This is a genomic window from Colwellia sp. KU-HH00111 (assembly GCF_040362745.1).
Classification (GTDB): domain Bacteria; phylum Pseudomonadota; class Gammaproteobacteria; order Enterobacterales; family Alteromonadaceae; genus Colwellia.
The window spans coordinates 233651-248987 of record NZ_BAABWO010000005.1 but is presented as its reverse complement, the minus strand read 5'-3'; the positions used below and the strand labels follow the sequence as shown (position 1 = coordinate 248987).

Here is a 15337-nt window from a genome sequence, read left to right as displayed (position 1 = left end):
GGTCAAAATGCGCTCAACGGGTGGTAATATTTATAAGGGCAATAATTGCCAAGCTTAACCGTCAGCCACCAAAACAATGGATGATTGGGTTACTCTAAATACGGGTAAGTAAAAAGTAAAAATGAATTGTTCTAATTGGGAACGATCAAAAAGACTAGTAGAATTAAAGTACTAATAAAGAGTACTACTGCGAGTATACCTGCTAATATGAAGTGGCTTAACTTACCTTGGCTAAAGTCTTTTTCTCTATTTTTATTACTTTGCACACCAAAAAATGCAGCGAAAGTGCTTTTTAATGTACGTCTGAATGAAGGGGAGTTGTCAGTCATTTTATTTGTCATCATGGATGTTTACACCATTTAGCCACTGCAATGTCACCACTAAATAATGCAAAAAAGTGTCAATCGATTATAGCTAATCAACACTATACCCAATTAACACTTTATTGTCATGAGGTGTTTTTTAGAACGATTTTCCGATACTTAACACTAATGACTCATCAGCTTCACCGCCATTTAGCTCTTTAGAATTTGCAATCATAGCAACGCCTAGGTCAAAGCCTGAAACTTCGGTGCTGTAGCCAAGCTCAATATAGTCACCGTCAAACTCGTCACCCCAGGTACCGTAAGTAGCATAGAAACCTTCATATTCAGCCGTTAATGAAAGAAAATCATAGTCTTGATCTGATCCACCTTCAACTTCCCAAGTACCGACACTGTAGGCAATTGAGAAGAAACTGTATGAAGCTCCAAGGTTAATTTCATTATATTGGGTGTCAAAATCACCAGTATATTGGTAGGTAGTAAAACCAAGGCTGTAACCAAAACCATTATCAAGTTCGTTGCCGTAACTACCATAAAAGTCAATTTCCAAGCCATCATCAACATCTGCAGCCCAAGTGCCTACTGAGAAATTACCATTTTCATAGTCAACGCCAGCGCTTGCTGATGCTGTGGATGTCTGTGCAACACCACGGAAAAAGTATTGTGAAACCACGCCAGCATTAGCACTGAGTCCTTCAACCGCCAAAGCAGATGTTGAAATAAAAGCGCTAGTAGCAAGTGTTGAGGTTAGTGCGATGCTTAATAATGTTTTTTTCATGTTGCTCTCTTTAAGTATTTATAAATTTTGAATCTAGTCACAATTTTGCAAAGATAGTGCCTGTATGAATAAAGATCGAGAATTGTTTGAATTATCATTGTTTAACAATGGCTTGTTGGTTTATGTCAGTTTGCTATTCAGCCCTAACATTAAACGCTGTGCGCCAGTTTGGTGCGAAAAAATATTGCTTGGGCAAAAAAAGTGCATTGGGCAAGGGTGTAATAAACTTGGTATTAAAACTGGCTTAGGTATAATGTGCGCATATTTTTTTTGCTTGAGAAAGCTATGTCCTCTTTTTTAATTGCCCCCTCTATTTTATCAGCTGACTTTGCTCGTTTGGGTGATGATGTTGCTAAGGTGCTTGCTGCAGGTGCTGATGTTGTGCACTTTGATGTTATGGATAACCACTTTGTACCCAATTTAACGTTTGGGCCTATGGTGTGCAAATCATTGCGTGATTATGGTATTACTGCACCGATCGACGTTCACCTTATGGTTAAGCCAGTTGATAGTTTAATTCCGGAATTTGCCAAAGCGGGTGCTGATATTATCACTTTTCACCCTGAAGGCAGCGATCATGTTGATCGTACTTTGCAGTTAATAAAAGATCATGGTTGTAAAGCTGGTTTAGTGTTAAACCCAGCGACACCGTTGCAATGTTTAGATTTTGTTATGGACAAAGTAGATGTTATTTTATTGATGTCAGTGAATCCTGGCTTTGGTGGTCAATCATTTATCCCAACTACATTAGATAAATTGCGTTTAGTTAAAGAGAAAATTAAACAAAGTGGTCGAGATATTCGTTTAGAAGTAGATGGCGGTGTTAAAGCGAGCAATATTGCTGAAATTGCTGCTGCTGGCGCTGACATGTTTGTCGCAGGTAGTGCTATTTTTTCACAAGCTGACTATAAAGTCGCTATTGATGAAATGCGTGCAGAGTTAACAAAAGTTTCGAAGTAAACTGCAATCTTGATTGTGGTTTAAAATTTTAAGGTAACACACCCCTTTAAAGGAAAGTTATGAGTAAACCTATTGTATTAAGTGGCTGTCAGCCATCAGGTGAATTAACAATTGGCAATTATTTAGGCGCATTAAAGCAATGGGTCAACATGCAATCTAGCCATGAATGTTACTATATGTTGGTCGACCAACATGCAATCACGGTTCGTCCTAAAGCTGAAGACTTACGCAAAGCGACTTTAGATGGTTTAGCGCTTTATCTTGCGTGTGGCGTTGACCCTGAACAAAGTACCATCTTTATTCAATCGCATGTACCAGAACATGCGCAATTGAGTTGGGTATTGAATTGTTACACCCAAATGGGTGAGCTAAACCGAATGACACAATATAAAGATAAGTCGCAAAAGTCTGAAGCCAATATGAATTCAGGTCTATTTACCTATCCGGTATTAATGGCTGCTGACATTTTACTGTATCGTGCCGATAGTGTGCCAGTGGGTGATGATCAAAAACAACACTTAGAGCTAGCGCGAGATATTGCGACGCGTTTTAATAACCTCTATGGCGATATATTTACTGTGCCTGATCCGTTTATTCCTCAACATGGTGCTCGTGTGATGAGCTTGCTTGAGCCAACTAAAAAAATGTCTAAATCAGATACCAACCCAGGTAACTTCATTGGTTTGTTAGAAGATCCAAAGAAAATCGCCAAAAAAATTAAACGTGCGGTTACTGACTCAGACGAGCAAGCAAATATTTACTATAATTTAGAAGAAAAACCGGGTGTGTCTAACTTATTATCGTTACTGTCATGTGCCACGGGTAATACCATTGAAAGCTTAGTACCGAGCTATGAAGATAAAATGTATGGCCATTTAAAAGGCGATGTTGCTGATGCAGTGGTGGCAATGCTAGAGCCTATTCAAACCCGATACCATCAATACCGTGAAGATCATGCCTTCCTTGAACAAGTGATGAAAAATGGGGCAGAAAAAGCTTCGTTGCGTGCGAGTAAAGTACTTACCTCTGTTTATGATGCGGTTGGGTTTATTCCTCGCCCATAAAAGAAATGCTAAACCTCATTGATTAAGCGAGTAACGAAGAGCAAACATCGTTACTCGCTTTTTTATTGGCTATTTTTGTTTTGCTTTTTTACTCGTTTTATCAAACAGCTTCCCGCTATCAGCAATAAACTTATCTGTAGTGCTGCTAGGGGCAAGCAAAAAGCTTGGCATCATAAGGGTTGCGTCATATTCAGGTCTTGCGTTAAATTCAGCTTTATTACTGTATTGCACTAAATAGCTACCACCGAATAAGAGTATAGTGATGCTGGCAGCAACAATGTTACGGCGTTTAGCACTCATATGAAAACCGATATAGCCATTTAACCAAAATAGGCTATAGGCTAACGCAGCAGAAATTAATATGGCGACTATCGGCATAATAGCATCGCTGGCACTGTTAAAAGCAGCGATTTCCCCTAAAAAATCACCCAACCACATCAAATTAAAGAACGCAAAACTGATGCCTAATTGAGCCATCACCCTAGCATCGTGTTTACTTAGATGTGACACTAAGGCAACTCCCGCAGGCCATAAAGCAAAGCCTACTGCCATGGTTATTGTCGGCACTAGCAACTGGCTAAAGTTGACTTCTTTTGGGGTGTTAAGATAAAAAACGCCTGCGGCAATTAAAGAAAATATAGCGATGCTTAATAATAACGCGATGGGATGTCGCATTAAATTGATAAAGCTTTCAAAGGGACTAAAGGCTACTGTGGGTGCTACAGGGTGATTAGTAAAGAATATGCGTAACTGGCTTTTACCCAAAGTGATAACATCACCATCACAAACGACATGATTATTAGCGGGGTGTTTTTTCTCTTTTATATTCTCTATAAAAGAGCCGTTAACCGTTTGGTTGTCAGCAATTACCCAATTTCCATCTATATATTCAAGGCTTAAGTGGCTTGGACAAATATGAGGATCAGCTAAAATAATATCGTTGTGATAATCTCGCCCGATATGTATTTGTGCTTGTGATAACTTATGACGATGCAGTAATTTATGATTACGACTGATCTCTTCAATAATTATTTCATCTGCGGGTGTTTTTTCTATGCTGCCTTGCTGCGTTCTTAATTCCTCCGTTGTTAATTCCATAATACCGCCTCCATAAATTGACGAGTAAAGGCTAACGCATTGGGTTTATTAATGCCTGCTATGGTGAAATGGCTAACAAGTGCTTGATTTTCTTTGTCTATTGATGCACTTAAATAAAGTATATCAAATAAATCAGGAAACTTTTTATAAGCTCGCGTACAAAAAATAGTTTTGTTGTTTATGGCTTGGTTGTCGGGCATGACTAAGTCATGATGACATTGATACTGAGTGATATTTTCTTTATTTGCTCTGTTGCCGGCGCCTGCGTGAGAGATTTGTTGTTGGTATAAACGGTAAAACTTGCTAGCACCTATGTCTTTTGCTTGCATAGTACGAAATTCTATTTCCATGGTACCAGTGAAAAACTGTGATGAAATGTAGGTGTTTTCATCTAAAGAGCAGTTGGCTACAGCAGTTAAAATTAAGGCATCAGCTTTGTCTGCATTAGAGTCACCCCAACAGCGAACAAAGGGCACATCAATAATAGGAATAATTGCTTTTTCACCGAGCTTTTTAGCTTGCCACGGGCTATCAAGGATTGTGCTAATTAGCTTATTTTGGCTAGTTATTAACTGCTCGGTCATTTGTTCGCTAATAGACTGTGGAGCAGTGTTCAAATAAGCTTCAAATAAATTGACGAGCTTGTCATGGGGAACCAAAAAGCCAATAGAATTGCCTGATGTAGCAACATTAACACCAACAACTTGAGCACTTTTGTTAACAACGGGTCCTCCGCTCATGCCTGAGTTAATTGAGCCAGTAAAATGAATACGTTCGTTAAACGATTCTTTTTTTAATCCATTATAGGTACCTGGTACAACTATCATACCTAGATCATGAGGGTTACCTAAAGAAAATAATTGTTCGCCCTTGTGGGGAGTGTTTTGTGAGAGTTCGAAAAACTGCATCTCATGCTCAACATCTCGTCTTACTAGGGCAAGATCATTGATCACATCAACACTTTGCAACGACAAGTTACCTTTGTTTCCTTGATAATCAAAGTACTCAATACGGTACTTATTAGGATGCAAGGCATAACTTGAAATAACATGATAATTAGTCGCGATAATGCCATCACTACTGATTTGAAAACCAGAGCCAATAGACGATTTTTCACCACTGGCTTTGTCGATTAACTTAATTTGATAGAGTGAAGGCTTCAGTTGATTAAATAGTTGCTCTGCTTCTTCTAAAGCGTAACTATGGCTACTTAGTAAGATAAAAACTAAGGTAAAAAATGCTTTCATTTATTATCCTTTTAAAAATGACAAAATACTCAAAATAATCACAAATTAGCAATAATTTAAGCATACCCATTGTGACATGCTCAAGGTATTAGTCACTTAATATTTTAACTATTCTGCAATCTCACGTATTATGCCAATATTATTTGCACTATGAGTGATATTTATGAAAGTAATCAAACTATTATTAATGGTTATATTGTTAGGTTTTTACAGCCAGTATACCGTGGCAGTTGAGGCGGTAAAGCGGTGTCAAGTAGGTAGTGACTCATGTACTTTTGTCTTGTTAAGTGAGTTAAAAAGCAATGTTAACAAGGGCCAAAAGCAAATTCACATAATTAATGAGAAGCGCGCCAATAAAGCACTGTCACCTTATTCAACATTTAAGATAGCCAATAGTTTGGTGGCCTTAAACTTAGATATAATCAAAAATACCAAGCAAAAACTAAGCTATGACAAAGCTGCCTATCCTGTGCAAGCTTGGTGGCCGCCAGTTTGGCAGCTACCCCATTATGACTTAACCACGGCTTTTAAATATTCTATGGTAGCGATATATCGGCAATTAGCAAAAGACATAGGAGAGACAAATATGCAAGCTCACCTAAAAAAAATGCAATACGGTAATCAGGATATTTCATCAGGTTTAGATAACTTTTGGTTAAACGGCAGCATGAAAATATCGGCACTGGAACAGGTACATTTTTTGCAAAAAATATATCACAATCAATTTGCTCTTAAACCACAGGCTATTAGTGCGTTAAAAGAAGTCATGTTAGTAGAGAATACGTCAAACTATCGTTTATTTGCTAAAACAGGCGCCGGTAAAATTGCTGATGGAGGCATGCTAGGTTGGTATGTTGGTTTTGTTGAGAACTCGACCGGGGTACATTTTTTTGCGTTTAATTTTGATAGTCCAAGCTATGCCCAAATGAAGGCGGAACGTATTACCATTGCAAAAGAGCACCTTAAACTTGCAGGTATAATTGAATAAATTGCCTTATCATTTTTTGAAAAATCAGCTTTATTGATCTAGTGCAAATAAGCTGATTTTAACCTGCGACATATTGTCGCGCTTTAAACATTTACCTTTGTTTTAAATAAGTTAAGCACAGAGAATAGCCTTAATTTAATTTTAATGAAGTGAAATACTATGCGTGCTTTTCTTACCCCTTCTGCGCTAGCAGTAAAAACTGTACTTTTATGTGCTCTTGGCTCTACCTCTGTTGCTTTTTCAGATCGTGCTTTAGCCGATGAAACAGCCAATGTCATTGAGGACTTAGAAGTGATCACTATCACTAATCAACGTCATCATAGTATGGAAGATATGAAGGGCTATGCTGAAGGATATACCAGTGTGCCTGACCTAGCTGATTGGCTTACATCAGTGCCGGGCGCCAATGTTAACAGTAATGGCCCAGTCACTGGTATTGCTCAATATCGTGGCTTATATGGTGATAGAGTGGCGACATCACTCGATGGTCACCCAATTATAGGGGCTGGCCCAAATGCGATGGATACGCCATTAAGCTATTCAACACCGCTTATTGTAGATGCTATGACGGTCTATCGTGGTGTTGCCCCTGTTTCTGCGGGCATAAATACCTTGGGTGGGGCGGTTGAAGTAAAAATGCGTAAAGCTGAGAGTAATAACAGTCAAAAAACAGAAGTTAGCGGTGATTTACAGGCAGGCTATCGAAGTAATAATAGTGCTAAAACCTTATCAGCAGTCACCAACATAGCAAACGGTGATTTTGCCATCTTATTATATGGCAACAACCAAAAAGGTGACAGCCAAGAAAGTGGTGCGGGTATACCTATTAGCCCAACTGATTTTAACAAAATGCAGTTAGGAGGTGATGTTCGTTACACCACAGGGGATAATAATGTTGGCTTAAGTTATCATTATACTGATACAACTGACTCAGGCACACCTGCGTTGCCCATGGATATTGAATATATTGAAAGTCATAGAGTCGCATTCGATGGCGCTTTCAATGTCAATGAGTGGTTAGCTGAGTGGCAGCTAGGCTTCCTAGATGCAGACCATGGCATGACTAATTTTTTAATGCGTCAAAATGCAGATATGAGCAAATATCGTCGTAATACCGCCACCGCAGATACTACGGACTTTAAATTAACGTTAGAAAAGGCGTTTGACTTTGGCGAATTAGCTCTCGGTGTAGATGGCTATTTTGCGACTCATGATTCAGTTATCACCAACCCAAATAATATGATGTTTGAAGTAGTGAATTTTAATAACGTTGAAGATAACCGCTACGGAATATTTGCACAATGGCAACAAGCGTTTAGCAACACTAAAGTGCAATTAGGCGTACGGTTGAAGCGCGCAACAGCCGAGGCTGGTGAAGTAGGAACTTCAATGGCAATGATGTCGGGTATGATGGGCACTATGGCAAGTGAATTACGTAATAACTTCAATAATGCCGATCGTCAAGTATCAGATAACAATGTTGATATTGCTTTAAATACGCAAACCCAGCTTTCAGACAATCTTACGTTATCTACTGGCTTTGGTGTAAAGACTCGTGCTCCTTCCTATCAAGAGCGTTATTTATGGACACCGATGGAAGCAACGGGAGGTTTAGCTGATGGTCATACTTATGTAGGAAATATTAATCTTGACTCAGAAACAGCGTATCAATTTGACCTAGGCCTGAATTATCAAGATCAAGACTGTAGAATAGCTCCTCATGTTTTCTATCAATCAATTGATGACTACATTCAAGGTACACCAATGGGCATGATGGATATGACCGCAAGCATGATGGCTAATATGATGTCAGGTGACACTAACCCTCTTAAATTTACCAATGTCGATGCTAAGCTATATGGTGTAGATGTTAATGGTTACTACCGTATTAGTGAGCAATTACAATTATCAAGTATTGTGAGTTATGTACAAGGCGAACGTCGTGATATTGATGACAACCTTTACCGTATTGCGCCTCTTAACGGGCAAATAAAAATCACTTATAGTGCCGAACAATGGATGGTCAATTCCAGCCTAGTTATGGCGGCTAAACAAGATAATGTTGCAGAGACTAATGGCGAACAAGAAACGTCTGGCTATGGTGTTGTTAATCTAGATGCGCAATATTTTGCAAATAACGCGTTAACCATACGAATGGGTGTTGATAATATATTTGATAAAAACTATCAAAATCATTTAGGGGGCTATAATCGTGTTAAAGGTACAGATTTAGCGGTTATGTCTCGATTACCAAGTGAGGGTGTTAGCGCTTGGGCTGAAGTGACTTATCGCTTTTAAGTCAATTATGTTAATAGATAAAAGCCCTGATATTTCAGGGCTTTTAGTAACCCATCTTATCAACTAAACAGCTAGAATAATCGCTCCTTTGCGACATTTTGTCACACTGCAACAATTAAATAATAGCTTACTATAGCGACATTATTAAGCATGATTTTGTTTGCTATAAGTAAACAAAACAACTTTGCTAGCACCATGTATCAGCCTTGATTGACGTAAGCTATCAAAGGTAAGGAACAGCCAATGTTAAAAACTAGTTTTACCGTAATAAACAGCATAATGATTTTTTTGTTAGTGTCTGTAGCTAATGTAAGTTTAGCAGCGCAGCAAAGTCATCAAGCAATGCAGCTTAGCGCTGATAAACCTTTGTTATGTGATAAGGTAAGTTGCGCTAAAACAGTTACCTCAGCATTTGCACCTAATGGTGATTTATGGCGTGTTTGGGCATTAAATCAACGTATTCATTATCAAATTTCAGCAGATAATGGCGTAACATTTTCAACACCTAATACCATTACCTCAGTGAAAGAAAAAGTTTCAGCTCGAGGTGAAAGTCGTCCTAAAATTGCGTTTGACCGATATCAAGGAGTTTATATTTCATGGGCCATGCCAAAAGAAAAAAAATATACAGCGGATGTGCGTTTTATATACTCTAGTGACTATGGCAAAACTTTTACCCAACCAATTACGGTCAATAATGACAATTTAGTAACAGGTCACCGCTTTAATGAAATGTTGGTCACTGAAGAAGGTGACATTAGTATTGTGTGGTTAGACTCTCGGTTGCTCTACCAATTGAAATTGGAAGGTAAACCAACCAATGGCTCAGCTTTATACCTTGGTCGAGCTAACTACAGGAAGAATCAAACAGTTTTTTCAAACGAACAACTGGCTAATAATACTTGTGTTTGTTGCCGTATTGCCATGGATTATAATAATCACGGCGAATTAGCAATATTATGGCGTCACATCTATGGTGATAATGTGCGCGAATTTGCTCTAATGACTGTACCTACCGGCGACAAAAGACAAAAAATTCCGCATCAAATTAGCTATGACCATTGGCAAATTAACGGCTGTCCACATCAAGGGGGAGCCATAAGTGTCAATGACAATAATCGCTACCACATGGTGTGGTTTAATCAAGGCGATTTAGGCAAAGGTATTTTCTATGCTGCTAGTGAGGACCAAGGTATTACCTTAACCAAAGCCATAGCCATCGGGGATAATTCAGCACAAGCGGCTCATCCCCATTTGAATAGTAATGGTAAAAATATAGATATTGTTTGGACTCAATACACAGGGACTGAACATCAATTATGGCACCAGCGTTCTATAGATAATGGGCAATCATTTGCTAAAGCCAAAATACTAGCAACGACAGCATCAGGTTCAGATCGTCCCTTTATCATTAAAAAAGGCAAGTTAAGCTTTGTATCGTGGCATCGTCCTAAAATAGGGCACCTGGTGCAAGTACTATGAGTTATTTAAAAACAGTTTGTTTTGTTTGCTTACTGTCTTTGTGTGTTGGTAGCCAGTATACCTATGCTAGCTCAGTGGCATTTAATCAAACACAGTTTGATAAAATTAAACAGCAGTATCAGGGGCAGCCATGGTTAATGCTGTTGTGGTCAGTTGATTGTCCGCCTTGTTTCAAAGAATTGGCCATTATGCAAAAACTATTAGCTAAGCATGATGATTTAGCGATAGTGATTATCAATGCTGATGCGGATGAAGGCGTCATGGCTCAGCGAAAGCACATCATTAAAAAATTTGCCTTGACCCAATTCAACATTTACCATTTTGCTGATGGTCAAGCTGATCAAAGCCGGTTTCTTATAGACCCCGCATGGTATGGCGAATTACCGCGCAGCTATTTTGTCGAGAGTAATGGCACCTTTCACGGTAAAAGTGGTTTAGTGCAGGAGTCTATGGTGACCCAATGGTTGGTTAAACAACCTATCAAATAGGTTTGATATAAATAGGAATGATATGTTATTTTCGGCCTTTTTAGGTTAACCATTTAGTGATAAATATGGAAATATCATGACCATTAGCATCAATGAACAGCAGGTAGAGCATTACTTATTGTCCAAACCAGAAACGTCGCTATATTATCCTTTTGGCGATGATGTCAAAGTATTCCGAGTGAAAACTAAAATGTTTGCCACTTTATCTCTCGGTAAAGGCAATGAAAAAGATACAGATAATAAAATGGCAGGGCACTATTGTGTCAATTTAAAATGTGACCCAGACGAGGCGGTTATGTTAAGAGACATATTTGCTGCGGTTATACCGGGTTATCATATGAATAAAGCACAATGGAACACAATCATTTTAGATGGCTCAATTCCTGCCGGCGAAATTGAGCGTATGATAGATAATTCATTTATGTTGGTAGTAAGTAAAATGACCAAGAAAGATCAGCAATCGATCTTAGTACATTTGTAAGTGTTTTTTGTTAAAGACGTTTAGCAGCAATTTTATACACCGCATTTTTCTCTGTTTTTCCAACGGCGACAATAGATACTATTACCTTCAAATCACGCACTTGGTAAACTAATCGATATCCAGCCTTTCGTAGTTTTATTTTATAGCAATCTTTCATGCCATTAAGGCGTGATGATTCAATTTTAGGGTTATCGAGTCTTTCAATGAGCTTTTTTTTAAATTGATTTCTGACCATTGAATCAAGTTTACGCCATTCTTTGAGTGCATCTTGTTTGAAAACTAATTCATAGCTCATCTAAACTAACCTTTATTTCAGGTTGGTTTTTGCGTTCTTCAACTAGCTGAGCAAGTTCTAAATCTTCCAATTTATCCATTAGAATCTCATATGCTTCTGCAGGTATGCAGTAAAAAGCGGGTTGATTGCGGTTAAGTACAGCAACAGGAAAACCATCACCTTGGTCAACGACTGCCATAGGATTTTTTTTAAGTTCAGAAATACTCGTAGTGCTTTCTGCTAATATAGTATGCATAATACCGCCCAAATAGACCTTTTAATGGTGCTTATATTAGGTCATTTTAATACAAAGATCAATTTCAGTTATCTATTATAGGCTGCTGACGTAGTGTTAATGCTTAAAGCACAATGGAACACGGTAATTCTCGACGGCTCAATTCCACAGGGTGAAATTGAGCGTATGATAGATAATTCGTTTATGTTGGTGGTCAGTAAAATGATCAAGAAAGATCAGCAATCTATCTTGGTGAAAGAAATATAAACTGGTTCCTTCCTTGGAAATTAGCAACACTCTCGTGTTGTAGGGGCATTACCGGTAAATTCTTGTAGTGTACCGCCATCGTTATAAATCCTAATGACGGCTTTCCATAGCTTATTGGGTATGCCTGCGCGCATACCATAATCAATGAATGTTTGAAACATAAGTGGTGCTATGCCTTGAATAGAATTAGCCTTCAGACTCTGCTGCATTGTAGGTGAACATAGATGAATATGACAAAAAAGCATTTTTTGGTCTTCATACTAAAAACAAACGCAGAACAAGAAGTGTCAGATTGAATTATTCGAGCTAACTTAATCAACTTAATGGTATTACCACGCTATTTTTTCACCTTGCCAGTCTAAATAACTCAATTCTCCATCAATAGGCGTGTTGTCAATAATCGCCAGTAATTTATCGGCGACAAAGTCGCATGTAAAGAGTTTGCCATTGGGGACATTTTTTTGGAACGGTTTTGATAACTCGGTGTCTGTTGTCCCAGGGTGAAATGAAATCAGCTTAATGTTTTTAGCCCTGCGGGCAAGTTCTATCGCGGCTGTTTTTAATAACATGTTTAATGCTGCTTTTGATGCACGATAGCAATACCACCCACCTAAATGATTATCATTAATGCTGCCAACACGAGCGCTAAACACAGTTATTTTGCATTCATCAGGACTTGTAAGTAATGGCGTTAAGGCTTTAATCCATAAAAGTGGTGTAATGGTATTGACGTTCATTACTTGTTCAAAAGCATGTAAAGAGATGTCTTCTAATCGTTTTTCTGGATGTATGTTTTTAGTGTGTAAGATGCCGTGGCAAATAAAAATGCGGGTTATTGGCAGCGTTTTGTCTTTTGCCAAATCACCTTTTTCTAACCGCTTAACTGTTTGCTCAATGGAATCAGGCGAATAATTCGCTAACTGAATTTTTTCAATATTGTCTTGATTAAATGAGTTATATGCACTTAAGTCGCGACTAACTAAAATAAGATGATTAGTCCCGTTGTGATGCACCTTGGCTGCGAGTGATTTTGCAATACCACTATTGGCGCCGATGATCAGTATTCGTTGATTTTTCAAAACATGTTCCTTCATTACATTGTGTTGTTTTTACATTGAATAGTTTGGCAAAGGTAGCTGAAATCGGGTGTCGATATTTTGCCAAGCCTAAATAAAACCAATGACACAGGGTCTTAAAAACCGGCCAACTCAATGGTGCAACCCAAAACCCTTTTCCTACCAATGTCCATGCTCTATGCGTAACGGCAAGCCCTAACAAACGTTCATCTTGATAAGTGCCATGGAGTATTTTCATCGCATGGTCGATGTTGATTTCTGGATACAGTTTATCGAACCCTGCTGTGTGAAGATCGACCAGAATGAGTTTGCCGCCTTTATCATGGTTTTTGAGGCTCCGCATTTCTGCACAGCATAACGGACATTTTCCATCATAAAATATGGTTAACATGTAATCTCCTATATAAGACGAGATGCGGCGTATTTAGAAAAACGTCAGTAATTCGATATAACCCAATTGATTGCCACGCTTTCATAAGAGCTCCTAAAAATAGTACAGTGACTGATGTGTCAAGTTAGCGTTAAAGTGATGTTGGTAATTGATTCGGTTTTGCATAGCTGAGACGAGATAAACGCTGACTTACGTGGTAGCTGTCAAGCCCAGAAATAGCCACGGTATTTAAAGACTCTATATCAATATAGCCATCGTCATTAATAGCCGAGTCAACACAAAAAATATCGGTTATTTCGCCGATAACCATTATGGTATTGTTGATGCTAAGAGGAACTATTTCACGTAATTTTAGTGCATATTTAAGTTGGCTCTCCATTACAAAAGGAGCCTTAATGCCGTCAGTATATGTTTTACTAAGGCCGGTTTTTTCAAACTCACACTCGTTTTTGTTATATCGAGCAGACGTTTGATGTGCAGCTTGCCAAAAATAATCACTCACTTGGTTAATTGTATATTGCTGAGTTTGCTCAATGTTTTCTAATGTATGTCGCTCTGTAGTGTTGGGGCGTGAAATAAAACCAACCAGCGCAGGTGAAGCACCTAAATGGACGACAGAGCTAAATATTGCAAGATTTGCTTGCCCTTCATTACTAATAGTGCCAATTAGATTGGCACTTTTAAACCCCGATAAGCTATTAACTAAATGCGCTCTGTAACGCAATGGCATAATGTTAAGGTCGTTTTGTTCAATGTGCACCACGGTATTTACTTCTAATGTTGTTGGCAATATAACAAGTAATACGTGTAGCCAGTAAATAAAGATCAAAGGAATAGAGGTGGACAGTGTTAAAATTTAGATGCTGCAAGCACAATGGCAAGCATTATTCTCGATGGTTCAACCCCGCAAAGTGATATTAAGCGTATAGTAACCCTTAATATCTTTCTAGCCAGTTCAAGGCATAGCTCCATAGTACGTGAGACTTTCTACTGAAAAATTTCATATGCCCTATTTCATCTAGAGCATAATCCTTAGGCGATAAAGTGACTGTCTCAGCATTTAATTGGGTGAATACTGTGAGCATGTCTTTAACATTCGCGTTAATTGCAATGAAATCATCGGTTGCATTTACCCACATTGATGGGACAGATAAATCATCATATAAGTGATTGTGAATTGTTTTCCCAAAAGAAGATTTTACATAGCCTTCGCCATTGCACCATGCTCGCCATTGCTGAGCGACTTTTTTAGGTAAAGGCTCTCCCATGCCAAACCACTGAGATTTTGTATGCCCAAAAATACCATTACTAAATGGTATGAATATGTTCATAAAAAAATGTGCCTTAATCGCATGTAAGGGGCTCATATTCTTCAATTGACCTGATGAACAAGCAAAATTAAAGATAGAAGTAAAATCCATTGCATTATGCATGAGTCCAACTAGTTGTCCCCCTGCGCTATGTCCAATTAGATGATAATGAGTATTTGGAAATGCCTTTTTTAGTTGTTCAAGTGCCGCAGGCATATCTTTTTCGCCCCAACATTGTAGCGATGCGTCACTCGCTTTTACGTTACCCACTAAAGAATCACCAATGCCTCTATTATCGAAGGTGATCACTCCATAGCCATTGTCTGCCAGAAAAGAGGCAAAGCTAGCATAAAATTGTCTTTTTATTCCTGTAGCAGGGCCAATTAAAATCGCCGCTTTTATGTTTTTGCTAGGGACGTAGATCGTAGCTGCAAGTGCGTAATGGTCTTCACAGATTATTTTTGATTCAGTAGAGTAAAAGTTAGCCATAAAGTTTAAGTGTTTAGTTTGAAGGTATGCCCTAATGGTATGACCAGTATGCAGGCTTTGTCTGATGAAAATCAATAGCTGATAAAGA

Annotated in this window: 19 protein-coding genes and 1 pseudogene; 9 read left to right on the top strand and 11 right to left on the bottom strand. The window is 38.5% G+C overall.

Annotated elements, in window-relative coordinates; translation table 11 throughout:
- Positions 1-131: 131 nt before the first annotated feature.
- A complete protein-coding gene (locus ABXG98_RS11375; protein WP_353538887.1) occupies positions 132-266 on the bottom strand; it encodes a DUF2970 domain-containing protein in 135 nt (44 codons plus the stop codon).
- Here ABXG98_RS11375 and ABXG98_RS11370 point away from each other — a divergent pair.
- A complete protein-coding gene (locus tag ABXG98_RS11370; RefSeq protein WP_353538893.1) occupies positions 208-363 on the top strand; it encodes a hypothetical protein in 156 nt (51 codons plus the stop codon). The two genes, ABXG98_RS11375 and ABXG98_RS11370, sit on opposite strands and share 59 nt — an antisense overlap.
- Before the next feature lie 99 nt (positions 364-462).
- On the opposite strand, the gene ABXG98_RS11365 is transcribed toward ABXG98_RS11370, so the two are convergent.
- Positions 463-1101: a TorF family putative porin gene (locus ABXG98_RS11365; protein ID WP_353538798.1), complete on the bottom strand. Its 639-nt coding sequence runs from the start codon at positions 1099-1101 to the stop codon at positions 463-465.
- A gap of 285 nt (positions 1102-1386) precedes the next feature.
- Here ABXG98_RS11365 and rpe point away from each other — a divergent pair, with 285 nt between their 5' ends.
- Both rpe and trpS read left to right on the top strand, forming a co-directional pair.
- Positions 1387-2061 (top strand): ribulose-phosphate 3-epimerase, encoded by a 675-nt coding sequence (rpe, locus tag ABXG98_RS11360; RefSeq protein WP_353538886.1) that lies wholly within the window; start codon positions 1387-1389, stop codon positions 2059-2061.
- A gap of 59 nt (positions 2062-2120) precedes the next feature.
- Entirely contained in the window at positions 2121-3125 is a 1005-nt protein-coding gene (gene trpS / locus ABXG98_RS11355) for a tryptophan--tRNA ligase (RefSeq protein ID WP_353538797.1), read from the top strand.
- Between the two features lie 69 nt (positions 3126-3194).
- Here trpS and ABXG98_RS11350 read toward each other — a convergent pair whose 3' ends face one another.
- Complete coding sequence (locus tag ABXG98_RS11350) at positions 3195-4223, bottom strand: FHA domain-containing protein (RefSeq protein WP_353538796.1); 1029 nt, start codon at positions 4221-4223, stop codon at positions 3195-3197.
- On the bottom strand, positions 4214-5470 hold the full coding sequence (locus ABXG98_RS11345; RefSeq protein ID WP_353538795.1) for a S1 family peptidase: 1257 nt from the start codon (positions 5468-5470) through the stop codon (positions 4214-4216). The genes ABXG98_RS11350 and ABXG98_RS11345 overlap by 10 nt, the downstream gene beginning before the upstream one ends.
- Positions 5471-5633: 163 nt before the next feature.
- Here ABXG98_RS11345 and ABXG98_RS11340 point away from each other — a divergent pair, with 163 nt between their 5' ends.
- The 5 genes from ABXG98_RS11340 (at position 5634) to ABXG98_RS11320 (ending at position 11207) form a co-directional block, all read left to right on the top strand.
- On the top strand, positions 5634-6458 hold the full coding sequence (locus tag ABXG98_RS11340; RefSeq protein WP_353538794.1) for a penicillin-binding transpeptidase domain-containing protein: 825 nt from the start codon (positions 5634-5636) through the stop codon (positions 6456-6458).
- Positions 6459-6617: 159 nt separating this feature from the next.
- Positions 6618-8756: a TonB-dependent receptor gene (locus ABXG98_RS11335; RefSeq protein WP_353538793.1), complete on the top strand. Its 2139-nt coding sequence runs from the start codon at positions 6618-6620 to the stop codon at positions 8754-8756.
- Positions 8757-8999: 243 nt separating this feature from the next.
- Positions 9000-10238 (top strand): sialidase family protein, encoded by a 1239-nt coding sequence (locus ABXG98_RS11330; RefSeq protein ID WP_353538792.1) that lies wholly within the window; start codon positions 9000-9002, stop codon positions 10236-10238.
- A complete protein-coding gene (locus ABXG98_RS11325; protein ID WP_353538791.1) occupies positions 10235-10726 on the top strand; it encodes a TlpA family protein disulfide reductase in 492 nt (163 codons plus the stop codon). The genes ABXG98_RS11330 and ABXG98_RS11325 overlap by 4 nt, the downstream gene beginning before the upstream one ends.
- 76 nt (positions 10727-10802) lie before the next feature.
- Positions 10803-11207, top strand: a complete 405-nt coding sequence (locus ABXG98_RS11320) for an MmcQ/YjbR family DNA-binding protein (RefSeq protein ID WP_353538790.1) — start codon at positions 10803-10805, stop codon at positions 11205-11207.
- A gap of 10 nt (positions 11208-11217) precedes the next feature.
- Here the strand turns inward: ABXG98_RS11320 and ABXG98_RS11315 are convergent, their stop codons facing one another.
- On the bottom strand, positions 11218-11502 hold the full coding sequence (locus tag ABXG98_RS11315) for a type II toxin-antitoxin system RelE family toxin (protein ID WP_353538789.1): 285 nt from the start codon (positions 11500-11502) through the stop codon (positions 11218-11220).
- The gene (locus ABXG98_RS11310; RefSeq protein WP_353538885.1) at positions 11492-11740 is read right to left on the bottom strand and encodes a type II toxin-antitoxin system Phd/YefM family antitoxin; all 249 of its coding nucleotides are present in this window, start codon (positions 11738-11740) and stop codon (positions 11492-11494) included. The genes ABXG98_RS11315 and ABXG98_RS11310 overlap by 11 nt, the downstream gene beginning before the upstream one ends.
- A 96-nt stretch (positions 11741-11836) precedes the next feature.
- Between ABXG98_RS11310 and ABXG98_RS11305 the strand changes: the two are divergent.
- Positions 11837-11983: pseudogene (locus ABXG98_RS11305) on the top strand (MmcQ/YjbR family DNA-binding protein); the annotation flags it as partial.
- Between the two features lie 20 nt (positions 11984-12003).
- Here ABXG98_RS11305 and ABXG98_RS11300 read toward each other — a convergent pair.
- The 5 genes from ABXG98_RS11300 to ABXG98_RS11280 form a co-directional block, all read right to left on the bottom strand.
- The gene (locus tag ABXG98_RS11300; protein WP_353538788.1) at positions 12004-12144 is read right to left on the bottom strand and encodes a hypothetical protein; all 141 of its coding nucleotides are present in this window, start codon (positions 12142-12144) and stop codon (positions 12004-12006) included.
- Between the two features lie 168 nt (positions 12145-12312).
- A complete protein-coding gene (locus ABXG98_RS11295; protein ID WP_353538787.1) occupies positions 12313-13062 on the bottom strand; it encodes an SDR family NAD(P)-dependent oxidoreductase in 750 nt (249 codons plus the stop codon).
- Positions 13025-13450, bottom strand: a complete 426-nt coding sequence (locus ABXG98_RS11290) for a thiol-disulfide oxidoreductase DCC family protein (RefSeq protein WP_353538786.1) — start codon at positions 13448-13450, stop codon at positions 13025-13027. The genes ABXG98_RS11295 and ABXG98_RS11290 overlap by 38 nt, the downstream gene beginning before the upstream one ends.
- A 130-nt stretch (positions 13451-13580) precedes the next feature.
- Positions 13581-14180 (bottom strand): flavin reductase family protein, encoded by a 600-nt coding sequence (locus tag ABXG98_RS11285; protein ID WP_353538884.1) that lies wholly within the window; start codon positions 14178-14180, stop codon positions 13581-13583.
- Between the two features lie 205 nt (positions 14181-14385).
- Complete coding sequence (locus tag ABXG98_RS11280; protein ID WP_353538785.1) at positions 14386-15249, bottom strand: alpha/beta hydrolase family protein; 864 nt, start codon at positions 15247-15249, stop codon at positions 14386-14388.
- Positions 15250-15337: the final 88 nt, after the last annotated feature.

Bases quoted from the DNA above. Each gene is read 5' to 3' on its own strand.
- ABXG98_RS11370 (WP_353538893.1), top strand. From the start codon at position 208: ATGAAGTGGCTTAACTTACCTTGGCTAAAGTCTTTTTCTCTATTTTTA.
- ABXG98_RS11365 (WP_353538798.1), bottom strand. From the start codon at position 1,101: ATGAAAAAAACATTATTAAGCATCGCACTAACCTCAACACTTGCTACT.
- rpe (WP_353538886.1), top strand. From the start codon at position 1,387: ATGTCCTCTTTTTTAATTGCCCCCTCTATTTTATCAGCTGACTTTGCT.
- trpS (WP_353538797.1), top strand. From the start codon at position 2,121: ATGAGTAAACCTATTGTATTAAGTGGCTGTCAGCCATCAGGTGAATTA.
- ABXG98_RS11350 (WP_353538796.1), bottom strand. From the start codon at position 4,223: ATGGAATTAACAACGGAGGAATTAAGAACGCAGCAAGGCAGCATAGAA.
- ABXG98_RS11345 (WP_353538795.1), bottom strand. From the start codon at position 5,470: ATGAAAGCATTTTTTACCTTAGTTTTTATCTTACTAAGTAGCCATAGT.
- ABXG98_RS11340 (WP_353538794.1), top strand. From the start codon at position 5,634: ATGAAAGTAATCAAACTATTATTAATGGTTATATTGTTAGGTTTTTAC.
- ABXG98_RS11335 (WP_353538793.1), top strand. From the start codon at position 6,618: ATGCGTGCTTTTCTTACCCCTTCTGCGCTAGCAGTAAAAACTGTACTT.
- ABXG98_RS11330 (WP_353538792.1), top strand. From the start codon at position 9,000: ATGTTAAAAACTAGTTTTACCGTAATAAACAGCATAATGATTTTTTTG.
- ABXG98_RS11325 (WP_353538791.1), top strand. From the start codon at position 10,235: ATGAGTTATTTAAAAACAGTTTGTTTTGTTTGCTTACTGTCTTTGTGT.
- ABXG98_RS11320 (WP_353538790.1), top strand. From the start codon at position 10,803: ATGACCATTAGCATCAATGAACAGCAGGTAGAGCATTACTTATTGTCC.
- ABXG98_RS11315 (WP_353538789.1), bottom strand. From the start codon at position 11,502: ATGAGCTATGAATTAGTTTTCAAACAAGATGCACTCAAAGAATGGCGT.
- ABXG98_RS11300 (WP_353538788.1), bottom strand. From the start codon at position 12,144: ATGTTTCAAACATTCATTGATTATGGTATGCGCGCAGGCATACCCAAT.
- ABXG98_RS11290 (WP_353538786.1), bottom strand. From the start codon at position 13,450: ATGTTAACCATATTTTATGATGGAAAATGTCCGTTATGCTGTGCAGAA.
- ABXG98_RS11285 (WP_353538884.1), bottom strand. From the start codon at position 14,180: ATGCCATTGCGTTACAGAGCGCATTTAGTTAATAGCTTATCGGGGTTT.
- ABXG98_RS11280 (WP_353538785.1), bottom strand. From the start codon at position 15,249: ATGGCTAACTTTTACTCTACTGAATCAAAAATAATCTGTGAAGACCAT.